Annotated in this window: 8 protein-coding genes; 4 read left to right on the forward strand and 4 right to left on the reverse strand. The window is 64.9% G+C overall.

The features are described 5' to 3' along the window. The first annotated feature begins 13 nt into the window (after positions 1 to 13). Positions 14 to 2,362: a DUF8189 domain-containing protein gene (locus AC54AF_RS04855; protein ID WP_496635612.1), complete on the forward strand. Its 2,349-nt coding sequence runs from the start codon at positions 14 to 16 to the stop codon at positions 2,360 to 2,362. A gap of 26 nt (positions 2,363 to 2,388) precedes the next feature. Continuing rightward, positions 2,389 to 2,736, forward strand: a complete 348-nt coding sequence (locus tag AC54AF_RS04860) for a hypothetical protein (RefSeq protein WP_496635613.1) — start codon at positions 2,389 to 2,391, stop codon at positions 2,734 to 2,736. Between the two features lie 251 nt (positions 2,737 to 2,987). Here the strand turns inward: AC54AF_RS04860 and parC are convergent, their stop codons facing one another. Genes parC through AC54AF_RS04880 form a run of 4 tightly spaced genes read right to left on the reverse strand, consistent with a single transcriptional unit; the run spans position 2,988 to position 10,921 of the window. Continuing rightward, positions 2,988 to 5,342: a DNA topoisomerase IV subunit A gene (gene parC, locus AC54AF_RS04865; RefSeq protein WP_496635614.1), complete on the reverse strand. Its 2,355-nt coding sequence runs from the start codon at positions 5,340 to 5,342 to the stop codon at positions 2,988 to 2,990. A 48-nt stretch (positions 5,343 to 5,390) separates the two neighbouring features. Beyond that, positions 5,391 to 7,202 carry a hypothetical protein gene (locus AC54AF_RS04870; RefSeq protein WP_496635615.1) on the reverse strand — a complete coding sequence of 604 codons (1,812 nt, stop codon included), beginning with the start codon at positions 7,200 to 7,202 and terminating at the stop codon, positions 5,391 to 5,393. A 12-nt stretch (positions 7,203 to 7,214) separates the two neighbouring features. Then, positions 7,215 to 8,924, reverse strand: coding sequence for a molecular chaperone HscC (locus AC54AF_RS04875; RefSeq protein ID WP_496635616.1), 1,710 nt, complete (start codon positions 8,922 to 8,924; stop codon positions 7,215 to 7,217). Next, positions 8,924 to 10,921: an ATP-binding protein gene (locus AC54AF_RS04880; protein WP_131685555.1), complete on the reverse strand. Its 1,998-nt coding sequence runs from the start codon at positions 10,919 to 10,921 to the stop codon at positions 8,924 to 8,926. The genes AC54AF_RS04875 and AC54AF_RS04880 overlap by 1 nt, the downstream gene beginning before the upstream one ends. A 463-nt stretch (positions 10,922 to 11,384) precedes the next feature. On the opposite strand from AC54AF_RS04880, the gene kdpF reads away from it, so the two are divergent. Beyond that, on the forward strand, positions 11,385 to 11,474 hold the full coding sequence (gene kdpF, locus AC54AF_RS04885; protein ID WP_034746483.1) for a K(+)-transporting ATPase subunit F: 90 nt from the start codon (positions 11,385 to 11,387) through the stop codon (positions 11,472 to 11,474). After that, entirely contained in the window at positions 11,474 to 13,279 is a 1,806-nt protein-coding gene (gene kdpA / locus AC54AF_RS04890) for a potassium-transporting ATPase subunit KdpA (protein WP_496635617.1), read from the forward strand. The genes kdpF and kdpA overlap by 1 nt, the downstream gene beginning before the upstream one ends. Positions 13,280 to 13,285 lie beyond the last annotated feature (6 nt).

The following is a 13,285-nucleotide window of genomic DNA, read 5'->3' on the forward strand; positions in this document are numbered from 1 at the left end:
CGAAGGAGACATCATGAGCACCGCTAAAACGAAAAAATCACCAGTTGCCGGTTCGGCTGATGGCCTGCCAGCCATGTCCGCCATGCAGGCGATGCCGGTCGAGGGCGACGTGCGGGCCGACGCTGGCGTGGCAGGCAGCGGCGATGCCATGTCCGGGACGCGCCTGGGCATGTCATATGCCGACCAGGCGGCGCTTACCCAGGGCGCGGCCGCCGCCGATACCGGCGCCATGCCGGGCGGCGGCATGCAACAGGCGCCGCCCGGCATGGCGGGCGCCAGTTGCATGCACGTGGGCGGTGGCGGCGGGATGGGAACCGGTGGCGCTGCGGGCGGTGGCGGCATGGGAGGCGATGGTGGCAACAGCAGCGGCGGTGACGGGGGGCAGGGCGGCGGCACGCCGCAGACGCGCACTTGCGCCACGATGGACGTGCATCGCCGCTTGCTGACCGAAGATCCATCGTATGCGAACGTGCGCGCCGATATCGAAAACCTGACCGGATTGTACGAGGGCGACAGCGGCTTTGCCGGCCGTTCCGGCGTGACGCAGATACCGGTGGTGGTGCACGTGGTGTGGAATACGGCCGCGCAGAATATTTCGGATGCGCAGATCGCCAGCCAGATCGACGTGCTGAACCGCGATTTCCGCCGCGTCAATCCGGACGTCAACAGCACGCCGGCACCCTTCCTGCCGCTGACGGCCGATGCGCGCGTGGAATTCGCGCTGGCCACGATCGATCCGCATGGCGTGGCCACCAGCGGCATCGAGCGGCGCCAGACGACGGTCACGTCCTTCGGCGCGGACGATGCCGTCAAGTCGCAGGCGACGGGCGGCATGGATGCCTGGCCGGCCGACAGCTACCTGAATATCTGGGTGTGCCAGCTCGGCGGCGGCTTGCTGGGCTATGCGCAGTTTCCCGGCGGCCCGGCCGCCACCGACGGCGTGGTGATCCTGCAATCGGCCTTTGGCACGAGCGGCACGGCGGCGCCGCCGTTTCACCTGGGGCGCACGGCCACGCATGAAGTCGGCCACTGGCTGAACCTGAACCACATCTGGGGCGACGACGGTACCGGGTGTGCGGGCACGGACAACGTGGCCGACACGCCGAACCAGGGCGGGCCGAACACGGGGCAGCCCTCGTTTCCCCAGGTGTCCTGCAACAACGGGCCGAATGGCGACATGTTCATGAATTACATGGATTATGTCGATGATCCGGCCATGTTCATGTTCACGGCGGGCCAGGTGGCGCGCATGCAGGCTTGCCTCGACGGCCCGCGCGCCAGCATCGGCACGGGCGGCACAGGCACAGGCGCCACGCCGCGCCAGAGTTCTTCTCCCGTCGTGGCCTGGGGCGCGACCCGCCTCGACGTCTTTGTGCTGGGCACGGACCGCGCGCTCTACCACAAGGCCTGGAATGGCACGGCCTGGGCGCCGTCCGTCACCGGCTATGAAGGGCAGGGCGGCATTTGCACCAGTGCGCCGCAAGTGGTGTCGTGGGGGCCGAACCGGCTCGACGTGTTTGTCACGGGCACCGACAGCGGCTTGTTCCACAAATGGTGGAACGGCACGGCCTGGGGGCCGTCGCTGACCGGCTATGAAGCCATGGGCGGACTGTGCGTGGGAGATCCCCGCGCCGTGGCCTGGGGGCCGAACCGCCTCGACGTGTTTGTCGTTGGCACGGACCGTGGTCTGTATCACAAGTGGTGGAATGGCGCGGCCTGGGGGCCGTCGCTGACGGGGTACGAAGCCATGGGCGGCATCTGCCTGGGCCAGCCGGAAGCCGTGGCATGGGGGCCGAACCGCCTCGATGTCTTCGTCGTCGGCACGGACCGGGCCCTGTACCACAAGTGGTGGAACGGCACGGCCTGGGGACCGTCGCTGACGGGCTATGAACGCCTGGGCGGCATCTGCACCTCGTCGCCGAAGGCCGTGGCGTGGGGACCGAACCGCCTCGACGTCTTCGTCACGGGCACCGATGGCGCGCTGTACCATAAATGGTGGGATGGCGCGAAATGGGGGCCGTCCATCGACGGCTTCGAGCGCCTGGACGGCATCTGCGTGGGCGAGGTGGAAGCCGTGTCGTGGGCACCCAACCGGCTCGACCTGTTCGTCATCGGCACGGACAGCGCCCTGTACCACAAGGCTTGGAATGGGTCGGCCTGGTCGCCTTCCCTGACGGGTTTTGAAAACCTGGGCGGCGTATGCACCTCGCGTCCGCGCGCCACGGCCTGGGCGCCGAACCGTCTCGACGTGTTTGTCACGGGCACGAATGGCGCCCTGTTCCACAAGGCGTGGAACGGCACGGCCTGGTCGCCCTCCGTGAGCGGCTATGAAAGCCTGGGCGGCGTGGTATCGTGTTTCTGACGTCAACGGTTGACACGGGAGGCGACATGCACGGCATGACAACGGCACTGCCCAGCGGCAGCTGGACGCACTCGTTCGAGGAGGATGCGGACGGTATCGAGGTGTACCGGCCGACGGCCACGTTCGCCTTTCCGCCCAGCCGCAAGGGTCGCAAGGTGCTGGAGTTCGGCGCGCCCGCCGGCGCCATGGCGCCAGGGGAGGCGACCTTGACGTCCATGGCGCCCGGCCCCGATGACCGTCCCCGTGCCGGCCCCGTGACCCGGCTGGTGCCCCTGGGCATGGGCCGTTACGCGCTCGGTGATGCCGCCGGGGCGCAGGACGTGATCGATATCGTCGAAGCGACGCCCGACGTGCTGCGCCTGTCGCGGCGGTAAGGCCGCCGCGCAGCTTGCCGGCGACTTGCCCAGTTCCCTGGCGATGTTTTGGTACAGCAGACCCTCGGCCGCCATGGCCGCCTGCCCGAAAACTGACTTGTCATCCCGGTTCTCCGGTCCGTGGGCGGTATGCCTGCAGGGATAGCGGGGACGTGGGGAGGCCCTGTCACATTACTTTTCCTGTTGCCGCTACGTGCGATGGACGAAAAAAAAGACAGGCGAACCTGTCTTTTGGTATGGCTCGATGCCTGTCAGCCGATGGCCGCCATGGACACCGGTTTCAGCTTGGCCGCCAGCGCCTTGCCCTTCTTCGCGCGCTTGCCGAAATGCTCGGCCAGGGCCGTCGCGCCCAGCGATGCATCTTGCGGTTTCGAGGCCCGGCCGATGCCCGAGACCACCACGCCGCGCTGGGTGATCGGCTGCACGGCCAGCAGCTTGTCTTTCGCATCGAGGTCGATCAGCTTGACGCCCGTGCCGCCCTTGGACAGGGTCTTCATTTCATCGAGGCCGAATACCAGCAGGCGCGCGCCTTCCGTCAGGCAGGCCAGGGCGCTGGCCGCCTCGGGGATGACTTTCGGCGCCAGCGGTACGTCGCCGTCAGCCAGGGTGATGAAGGCCTTGCCGCCTTTCAGGCGGCTCGTCATGTCGCCCGCCTTGGCGATGAAGCCGTAGCCGGCGCTCGACGCCAGCAGCAAGCTGGTCGCGCCATTGCCCGCAAAGTAGTGCAGGATGCGCACGGCGTTGCCCGGTGTGCCGCCGCTCAGGTCGCACAAGGTCGTGATCGGCACGCCGTCGCCGCGCGCGTTGGGCAGGGCCGAGACGGGAACCGAGTAAATCTTGCCGTTGTTGCCAAAGCCCAGCAGGGTGTCGACCGTGCGGCATTCGAAGGCGCCATGCAGGGAGTCGCCCGCCTTGAACGTGAACTGCGCCGCATCGTGGCCGATGCCGGTGCGCGCGCGCACCCAGCCTTTTTCCGAGATGATGACGGTGACCGGTTCATCGACCACTTTCTGTTCCGCCACGGCTTTCTGCGCTTCCTCGATCAGGGTGCGGCGCGCGTCGCCGAACTGCTTGGCGTCCGCTTCGATTTCGCGGATGATGGCGCGCTTCATCGAGCCCGGGTTGTCGAGCAGGTCTTGCAGCGACTTTTCTTCCTTGCGCAGCTCGGCCAGTTCCTGCTGGATCTTGATCGTTTCCAGGCGCGCCAGCTGGCGCAAGCGGATTTCCAGGATGTCGTCGGCCTGGCGTTCGGACAGCTTGAACGCTTCGATCAGGGCTGCTTTCGGTTCATCCGAATTGCGGATGATCTGGATCACCTTGTCGATATTGAGCAGGATCGCTTCGCGTCCTTCCAGGATATGGATGCGGTCCTTGACCTTGCCCAGCTTGTAGCCGGTGCGGCGCGTGACGGTCTCGAAGCGGAAGTCGATCCATTCGCGCAGGATGTCGCCCAGGCCTTTCTGGCGCGGACGGCCATCGCCGCCGATCATCACCAGGTTGATCGAGGTTGACGATTCCAGCGAGGTGTGCGCCAGCAGCATCAGCATGAATTCGGTCTGGTCCTGGTTCTTCGACTTCGGTTCGAACACCAGGCGCACGGGTGCGGCGCGGCCCGATTCATCGCGGATGGTGTCGAGCGAATTGAGGATCAGCGCCTTCAGGGCCACCTGGTCCGGCGACAGCGCCTTCTTGCCCAGCTTGATCTTCGGATTCGTCAGTTCCTCGATTTCCTCCAGCACCTTTTGCGACGAGGTGCCCGGCGGCAGTTCCGTCACGACGGCTTGCCACTGGCCGCGCGCCAGTTCCTCGATCTTCCAGCGCGCGCGCACCTTCATGCTGCCACGCCCGCTCGCGTACATGTCCTGGATTTGCGAAGGCGGCGTGATGATCTGGCCGCCACCGGGGAAGTCCGGTCCGGGAATGATGGCCATCAGCTCGGCGTGCGTCATCTTGGGATCGCGGATCATGGCGACGGCCGCTTTCGCCACTTCCGCCAGGTTGTGCGACGGGATTTCCGTCGCCAGGCCGACGGCGATGCCGGAGGCGCCATTGAGCAGCACCATCGGCAGGCGCGCCGGCAGCAGCTTCGGTTCTTCCGTCGAGCCGTCGTAGTTGGGCTGGAAGTCCACCGTGCCCATGTCGATTTCATCCATCAGCAGCTTGGCGATCGGCGTCAGCCGCGCTTCCGTGTAACGCATGGCCGCGGCGCCATCGCCGTCGCGCGAGCCGAAGTTGCCCTGGCCATCGATCAGCGGGTAGCGCAGCGAGAAATCCTGCGCCATGCGCACCAGCGCGTCGTACACGGACTGGTCGCCGTGCGGATGCAGCTTGCCCAGCACGTCGCCGACCACGGCCGCCGATTTGCGCGGCTTCGCTGTGGAGTTGAGACCCAGCTCATTCATCGCATACAGGATGCGGCGCTGCACGGGCTTCTGGCCATCGCACACGTCGGGCAGGGCGCGGCCCTTGACGACGGAGATGGCGTAATCGAGATAGGCGCGCTCGGCAAAGGTGGACAGGGTCAGCGCTTCGCCGTCGAATACCGGTTCATCCGGCAGGGTCGGCTCAGGCTGGGCATCGTCAAATAAATTGGTTTGTGTGGACATGGCGCTTGTTTCGGTGTCAGGTGGTTGCGGTTGAATTCGTGAGGCTGATTATGACAGCCCGGGTTTGGCTGACGACAGCCGGTAGGTCTGATACATATAGCGCAGGGTGAAATACAGCACGGCCAGGGCTACTTCGACGCCGTGATGCATCATCGGCATGGCGCGGATATCCGGGGCGTGGCTGGCCAGCACAACGCTGGCGATGGACGGCGCCAGCACCAGCGGCCAGATCGTCTTCCATTTGAAATCGGTGGGTGAAAACAGCAAGCCGGCACACGCCCAGGCATACAGCATGGCGCCGACGAGGGCGGCCGGCAGCAGTTGCACATACAGCAGCGACAGCAAGCCCGCACAGCCGATCAGCCATGCCGCGCGCAGGCGCGGCAAGCGTGCTTCCGGCCAGCCGCAATCGCCATACAGGCCGGTAGCGCTGCGCAGGGCCAGCGCCGCCAGGCAAAATATCAATGGCATGGCCTCGCCGATGCCCAGCGCCGACTCGCCCCTGCCGCTCATGAACATGGCGGCGAACAGCGACAGGCCCAGGCACAGGAACAGCAGCATGCCATGCAGCAGTTGGCGGTTCATCGCAAACGCGAGCAGGGCCGACGCGCACAGGCCGGCCGCAGTGACGAGGCGCACGGTCTCGCCGCGTTCGGGCAGGAACAGCACGAGCGCCAGCAGCAGATAGGGTACGATCCAGCACAGTTGCCGCAAGCCGGGCCGCTTCCACAGCACGGGCAGGCGTTCCTGCAGCGCTTCCTGCAGTGAATCCAGGCGCGCGAACAGCGGCGCCGGCCAGCGCAAGGCATGCATGGCCAGCAGGGCAAAGGCGAGCGCCTGGAAGCACGGCAGGCTGGCATAGGTCGCCGTGTCGCCGAGCTTGAAACCGGCCGCATCGAGCACGCCCGCGAGCATGAAGTGCAGCACGAAGCCCAGGCCGAACGAGGCGAGTGCCGTCTGCTTGAAGTAGCGCTTGGCATGGACGGCCTGCTCCCATTGCTCGAACAGGTCGACATCGAGCTTGCAGGCCAGCATCTCTGCGTGCTGCCAGCGTATCGCGTGCAGCAGTTCGCGCAGCTGCAGCGTGAATTTGCGGTCGAACAGCTGGCGCGCGTAGACCGATGGCGGCTGCTGCGACATGAGGCAGTCCAGGCCGGGGTAGCTGTCGCGGTTGTCGCTGAAATGGGCGAACGAGCGGTCCGCCCGGTAGCGCTGCACGGCGCTGCGCACCAGATCCGCATGGCTGCGCGCCAGGTAGGAAAAATCGCGGTCCCAGCCCAGCTGCTCGAACAGGGCCTGGCGCAGCGCCAGGTCATAGCCGGCGCTGGCGCAGTAGCGCAGCGCGCACAACTCGAATTCCTCGCGCACGTCGAGGTTCAGCATGGCGTCGTCCTGCAGCATGCGGGCCAGCACCTCGCCGGCATCGGCGTGCCGCGTCAGCGCCAGGCAGCCTTGCCACAGGTTGGCCGCCTCCTGCGCCGGAACGATGGCGACCACGCCCCATCGTTCCGGGGGCGGTGCGGGTTCATGGGCAATGACGCCCCACAGTTCTGCCGGCGGCTCTTGCGCGGATTCGTCGATCACGCCCCACAGCTCGGCCGGTTCCATGGGCGGCGCTTCCGGCGCGTCCGCCGCTTCGGCCTTGGTCTCGGCCATTTGCGTTTCCGGCAGTTCCGCGGTAAACAGGTGCGCATGGCGCAGCGCGTATTCATACGCTTCGCGCAGCTCCTGGAAGGCGGCCGGATCGTCTTCGGGACGCGTCACCTTCAGGCGCTTCGCATACGCGCGTTTGAGGGCGCGCTCGTCGCCGGTCGGCTCCGTGCCCAGGATATCCCACAGGCTGCGCTGCCCGTTGTGCATGCCGCCGTCCATTTACAGGAAGCTCTCGCTCTCGACCTGGCGCAACACTTCGTCGAGCGCCTGGCGCGCCTTGCGGATGGTGTTCGGGTCCTGCGTTTCCAGCGCGGCCTGGAAGTTGGCCGTGTGCGCCGCCAAATACTGGCGCACGTCGCCCAGCGACTGTTCGTACAGCCGGTCGGCGCGCGTGACCAGGGTGCGGTTTTCCATCTGCTCGCGCGGGTGGATCTTCAGGTCGGCCAGTTCCGCAAAGCGCTGCTCGATCTGTTCCGGCGTCATCACGCCCGCGTTGTCGCTGATGATCATCTTGTGGCGCTCCTGCGTGGCCAGCACCGTCACTTCCGCTTCCAGCACGCCGCTGACGTCGTAGGTGAAGCGCACGTCGATGCCGATCTCGCCCGCTTTTTTCGCGGGAATCGGGAAACTGATCTTGCCGAGGAAGACGTTGTCGGCCACCAGGCGCGATTCACCCTGGAAGATCGCCACGTTGATTTCCTTCTGGTTGTCGTAGATGGTGGTGATGTTTTCCGTGCGCGAGACGGGCACCACGGAGTTGCGCTCGATGATGGGCAGGTAATGCCCGCCTTCATACTGGTTCGCGCCGACCTGGCGCGAAATCGAAATACCCAGCGAGTATGGCGCCACGTCCGTCATGACCACTTCGTCGAGGGCCGCGTCGCGCATCTTCAGGCCCGCCTGCACGGCGGCGCCCAGCGCCACGGCTTCGTCCGGGTCCAGGTGGATCGCGGGGAAGCGGCCGAACATGCGCGAGACGAGTTTGCGCACCAGCGGCATGCGCGTGGCGCCGCCGGCCAGCACCACTTCATCGAGTTCCGCGGCGCGGATGGTGGCGTCGCGCAGCGCCCGTTCCACGGGCAGGCGCAAACGGGCCAGCAGGGGTTCGCACAGCTGCGCCAGTCTGTCTTCGCTGATCTCCCAGCTGTATTCCTTGTCCTGGTAGCGCGTGGCCATGCGCGCGGACGGCTGGTCCGACAGCAGACGCTTGACGCGCTCGGCTTCATCGCGCAGCAGCTGCTGCTGGCGCGGGTCCAGCAGGCGGCTGCCGACGGCGTCGCGCAAGCCGCTGCCTTCCAGGAAGGCGTCGACCAGCACGGTGACGAAGTCTTCGCCGCCCAGAAAATTGTCGCCGGCCGAGGCGCGCACTTCCATCACGCCTTCGAACAGTTCCAGGATCGACACGTCGAAGGTGCCGCCGCCCAGGTCGAAGACGAGGAATTTGCTTTCCTGCTCCTTGTCGCGGATGCCGTAGGCCAGCGCTGCGGCCGTCGGCTCGTTCAGCAGGCGCTCCACGCGCAAGCCCGCCAGCTGGCCGGCGATGCGCGTGGCCTTGCGCTGCGCATCGCTGAAGTACGCGGGCACGGTGATGATGGCTTCCTCGACCTTGTAGCCCAGGAAGGCTTCGGCATCTTCCTTCAGCGCGCGCAGCACCATCGACGACAGTTCTTCCGGGCGGAATTGCTGCGTGCCGAGGGTGATCTTCTTTTCGCTGCCCATGTAGCGCTTGAAGACGGCCGCCGTCAGCTGCGGGTGCGTCTGCAGGCGCTCGCGCGCGGCGCGGCCCACCAGCACGCTGCCGTCGTCGTCGATGCTCACGCACGACGGCGTCAGGTGTTCGCCCAGCGCATTCGGGATGATGGCAGCCTTGCCATCGCGCCAGATGGCGACCAGGCTGTTGGTGGTGCCCAGGTCGATGCCGATGATCATCAGATATCCGCCTCCGCCTCATTGCCGTGTTCTTCGATCCAGGCGCGGCGTCCGGCCGCTTCGCCCTTGCCCATCAACATATTGAAGCGGGCGGAGGAAGTCATGTGGTCGATTTCGCCCAGCGTGACTGGAAGCAGGCGGCGCGTGTCCGGGTTCATCGTCGTTTCCCACAGCTGCTCGGCGTTCATCTCGCCCAGGCCCTTGAAGCGCGAGATCGACCAGGCGCCCTGTTTCACGCCTTCCTTGCGCAGCTTGTCCTCGATGGCAAGCAGTTCGCCGTCGTCGAGCGCGTAGATTTTCTGCATCGGTTTCTTGCCGCGCGCCGGCGCGTCCACGCGGTACAAAGGCGGGCGGGCGATGCAGATGTGGCCCTTGTTGATCAGGACCGGGAAGTGCTTGAAGAACAAAGTCAGCAGCAGTACCTGGATGTGCGAGCCGTCCACGTCCGCGTCGGACAGGATGCAGATCTTGCCGTAGCGTAGGCCCGACAGGTCGGGCGAGTCGCCCACGCTGTGCGGATCGACGCCGATGGCGACCGCAATGTCGTGGATCTCGTTGTTGGCGAACAGGCGGTCGCGGTCCGTCTCCCAGGAGTTCAAGACCTTGCCGCGCAGGGGCAAAATCGCCTGAAATTCCTTGTCGCGGCCCATCTTGGCCGAGCCGCCCGCCGAGTCGCCCTCGACGAGGAACAGTTCATTGCGCGTGATGTCCGACGATTCGCAGTCGGTCAGTTTGCCCGGCAAGACGGCGACGCCCGAGGATTTTTTCTTTTCCACCTTTTGCAGCGAGCGCTGGCGCGACTGCGCCTGCTTGATCACGAGATCGGCCAGCTTCTTGCCATAGTCGACGTGCTGGTTCAGCCACAGTTCCAGCGGCGGCTTGGTAAAGGTCGAGACGAGGCGCACGGCATCGCGCGAGTTCAGGCGTTCCTTGATCTGGCCCTGGAATTGCGGGTCCAGCACCTTGGCCGACAGCACGAACGAGGCGCGCGCGAAGACGTCTTCCGGCAGCAATTTGACGCCTTTCGGCAGCAGCGAATGCATCTCGACGAAGTTTTTCACGGCGCCGAACAGGCCATCGCGCAAGCCCGATTCGTGCGTGCCGCCATTCGAGGTGGGAATCAGGTTGACATACGATTCGCGCACGATGGCGCCTTCTTCCGTCCATGCCACCACCCAGGCCGCGCCTTCGCCTTCGGCAAAGCCTTCCGAGTCCGGGCCCGCGTACTGCGCGCCCTCGAACAGGGGAATCAGGGTTTCGCCATTCGATACCTGCGCCAGCGTTTCGGTCAGGTAGCCGCGCAAGCCTTCCGCGTACTGCCAGGTCTGCGTGTCGCCGGTTTTCGCATTGGTCAGGGTGACGGTCACGCCCGGCAGCAGCACCGCCTTCGAGCGCAGCAGACGTTGCAGCTCGGTCTGCGAGATGTTCGGCGAATCAAAGTATTTTGCATCGGGCCAGGCCGTGACGCGCGTGCCCGACTTCTTGCCGTCGCGCGGGGCGGGGCGGGAACTCAGGGGCTCGATCACGTCGCCATTCGCAAACACCATGTGGTGCAAGCCGTTGCCATCGCTTTCCTTGCGCCAGACAGTGATTTCCAGGCGCGTCGACAGCGCGTTGGTGACGGACACGCCGACGCCGTGCAAGCCGCCCGAGAACGCGTAGGCGCCGCCCGAACCCTTGTCGAACTTGCCGCCAGCGTGCAGCCGTGTAAACACGATTTCCACCGTCGGCACGCCTTCTTCCGGGTGCAGGCCGACGGGAATGCCGCGGCCATTGTCTTCGACGGTGATGCTGCCATCCGTGTTCTGCGTCACGGCGATATGCGTGCAATGACCGCCCAGCGCCTCGTCGGAGGCATTGTCGATCACTTCTTGAATGATGTGCAGCGGATTTTCAGTGCGGGTGTACATCCCCGGGCGCTGCTTGACGGGTTCCAGTCCTTTCAGGACACGGATGGATGATTCGCTGTAGTCGGATGCTGGTTTTTTAGTGGCCATACGTGTTCAAGCTAAGTAAAGACAGTGGTTGGAACGCCAGGCCAGGGCACTGCGGGGCGCAGTGACAGCGGCGGCGATAACTGTATGAATATACAGTATATCCCGTCCAGCGTCACTGGGGGAGGGCAGTGCGGCAGGCTTGGCGTCCTTGTGCGGACGCTCGCGCATTCTATCTTGTCCCGCCAGCAATAGCGCTACTCCAGGGCAACAACAGTGCGCCGCGCGCGTGGTTTCGCGCCAATTGTGATGGATTTTATGCGGTAAAGCCGCCGTTTTTACATCTTGTTTACAGCTGCCTCCCCAGTCTTTACGAATTTTTTAGATCCTTTTGGCTAATCTGCTCACTATCAAAACAAACCTGAATGAGGGTGGGAATGGATTTCGTGTATCTCGGCTTGATTGCCGTGTTTTTCGTCGTGGTAGCCGGCTTTGCCGTCGCCTGCGACAAACTAGGGAGCGTCAAATGAACGCGTTTTATGTGCTGGGTGCCGTCGTGTCGGCCGGCCTGCTCGTGTATTTGCTGGTGGCGCTGCTGAAGGCGGAGGAACTGTGATGACGACACAATCGATACTGTTACTGGTGGCCTTCCTGGGCGTGCTGCTGGCCGCCGGCTATCCGCTGGGCCTGTACATGTCCAAGGTGGCCGGCGATGGCCCCGTGCGCGGCCTGGGCTGGCTGCAAAAGCTGGAAAACCTGCTGTACCGCTGGTCCGGCCTTCCCGCCGACAAGGCCATGGGCTGGAAAAGCTATGCCATCGCCCTGATCGTATTCAACGCGCTCGGCGCCGTCTTCGTGTACGGCCTGCAGCGCCTGCAAGGCGTCTTGCCTTTGAATCCACAGGGCATGGGCGCCGTCAGCCCGGATTCTTCGTTCAATACCACCGTCAGCTTTGTCACCAATACCAACTGGCAGGGCTACGGCGGCGAACAGACCATGAGCTACCTGACCCAGATGCTGGGCATGACGTGCCAGAATTTCTTCTCGGCGGCCACCGGCATTACCGTGATCTTCGCGCTGGTGCGCGGCTTTGCCTCGCGCTCGGGCAAATCGATCGGCAACTTCTGGGTCGACCTGGTGCGCGCCACGCTGTACATCCTGCTGCCGCTGTCCCTGGCCCTGTCCGTGGCTTTCATGGGCGAAGGCATGATCCAGAATTTTTCAGCCTATAAGGAAGTGACGCTGATCGACCAGGTGGCGTATGCAACGCCGAAAATGACGGCCGATGGCCAGCCCGTACTGGACGCAGCCGGTCAATCCGTAATGGAAGCGCAAGTGGCGACCACGCAGACGATCGCCATGGGCCCCGTCGCGTCGCAGGAATCGATCAAGCTGCTGGGCACGAATGGCGGCGGCTTCTTCAATGCCAATTCCTCGCACCCGTATGAAAACCCGACCGTGCTGTCGAACTTCCTGCAGATGCTGGCCATTTTCATCATTCCCGCCGGCCTGTGCTTCACCTTTGGCCGCATGGTGGGCGACCTGCGCCAGGGCTGGGCCGTGCTGGCCGCGATGACCATGATCTTTGTCGTCATGACGGCCGGCGTGATGAGCGCCGAGCAGCAAGCCAGCCCCGCCTTGCAAGCCCTGGGCGTGGATCAGCAGGCCAGCAGCCTGCAATCGGGCGGCAATATGGAAGGCAAGGAAACGCGCTTCGGCATCAGCTCCTCGACCCTGTTCGCGGCGGTGACAACGGCGGCATCGTGCGGCGCCGTCAACTCGATGCACGATTCCTACATGCCCCTGGGCGGCATGGTGCCGCTGGTGCTGATGCAGTTCGGCGAAGTGGTCTTCGGCGGCGTGGGCACGGGCTTGTACGGCATGCTGATGTTCGCCATCCTGGCCGTCTTCATCGCCGGCCTGATGATAGGCCGCACGCCTGAATACCTGGGCAAGAAAATCCAGGCCTATGAAATGAAGATGGTGTCGCTGGCCATCCTGGTCACCCCGGCCCTGGTCTTGACGGGCACGGCGATCGCCGTGATGGTCGAACCGGGCAAGATCGGCGTGGCCAATCCGGGCGCGCATGGCTTCTCGGAGATTCTGTACGCCTTCACGTCGGCCGCCAACAACAACGGCAGCGCGTTTGCCGGCCTGTCCGCCAACACGCCGTTCTACAACGTGATGCTGGCGATCGCCATGTGGTTCGGCCGCTTCGGCGTGATCGTGCCGGTGCTGGCGGTGGCCGGTTCGCTGGCGGCCAAGCAGCGTCTGTCGGCCAATGCCGGCACCATGCCCACGCACGGCCCCATGTTCATCGGCCTGCTGATCGGCGTCGTCGTGCTCGTCGGCGTGCTCAATTACGTTCCCGCGCTGGCCCTGGGCCCGATCGTCGAACACCTGCAACTTTTCACAAAATAAGAGGCT

It is taken from the genome of Janthinobacterium sp. JF4, assembly GCF_059617925.1.

Coding starts and splice junctions, on each gene's coding strand:
- AC54AF_RS04855 (WP_496635612.1), top strand. CDS start 14: ATGAGCACCGCTAAAACGAAAAAATCACCAGTTGCCGGTTCGGCTGAT.
- AC54AF_RS04860 (WP_496635613.1), top strand. CDS start 2,389: ATGCACGGCATGACAACGGCACTGCCCAGCGGCAGCTGGACGCACTCG.
- parC (WP_496635614.1), bottom strand. CDS start 5,342: ATGTCCACACAAACCAATTTATTTGACGATGCCCAGCCTGAGCCGACC.
- AC54AF_RS04870 (WP_496635615.1), bottom strand. CDS start 7,202: ATGCACAACGGGCAGCGCAGCCTGTGGGATATCCTGGGCACGGAGCCG.
- AC54AF_RS04875 (WP_496635616.1), bottom strand. CDS start 8,924: ATGATCATCGGCATCGACCTGGGCACCACCAACAGCCTGGTCGCCATC.
- AC54AF_RS04880 (WP_131685555.1), bottom strand. CDS start 10,921: ATGGCCACTAAAAAACCAGCATCCGACTACAGCGAATCATCCATCCGT.
- kdpF (WP_034746483.1), top strand. CDS start 11,385: ATGAACGCGTTTTATGTGCTGGGTGCCGTCGTGTCGGCCGGCCTGCTC.
- kdpA (WP_496635617.1), top strand. CDS start 11,474: ATGACGACACAATCGATACTGTTACTGGTGGCCTTCCTGGGCGTGCTG.